This is a genomic window from Winogradskyella marina, assembly GCF_015645385.1.
GTDB lineage: Bacteria > Bacteroidota > Bacteroidia > Flavobacteriales > Flavobacteriaceae > Winogradskyella > Winogradskyella marina.
Genome location: NZ_JADOET010000064.1, coordinates 1 through 336, shown reverse-complemented (window position 1 = coordinate 336; position 336 = coordinate 1). Strand labels below are relative to the sequence as shown.

1 pseudogene is annotated in these 336 nt (G+C 43.2%); it reads left to right on the top strand.

Annotated features, from left to right (window positions below):
- Nucleotides 1-336 (top strand): annotated as a pseudogene (locus ITJ86_RS17205) (hypothetical protein); the annotation flags it as partial.

Below are 336 nucleotides of genomic sequence, written 5' to 3'. Positions count from 1 at the left end.
TTAACTCCAGAAATAGGAACGAATAATCATTGGATAATCGGAGGAGTTGACACAGGTATTGTTGCAGGAGGACAAAATGGTGATTCAGCATACGAAGAATGGCTAGCAGCAGGGCACTCAGGATCAGAACAAGACTTTTTAGATGCATTAGTAGGTCCATCCGGACAAGACGGTGTTGACGGCACTTCAGTAACGGTAACGGATAATGGTAATGGTACTGTAACCGTTAGTGACGGCACAACCGATGTTGTTGTATCAGACGGAACAGATGGATTAACTCCAGAAATAGGAACGAATAATCATTGGATAATCGGAGGAGTTGACACAGGTATTGTT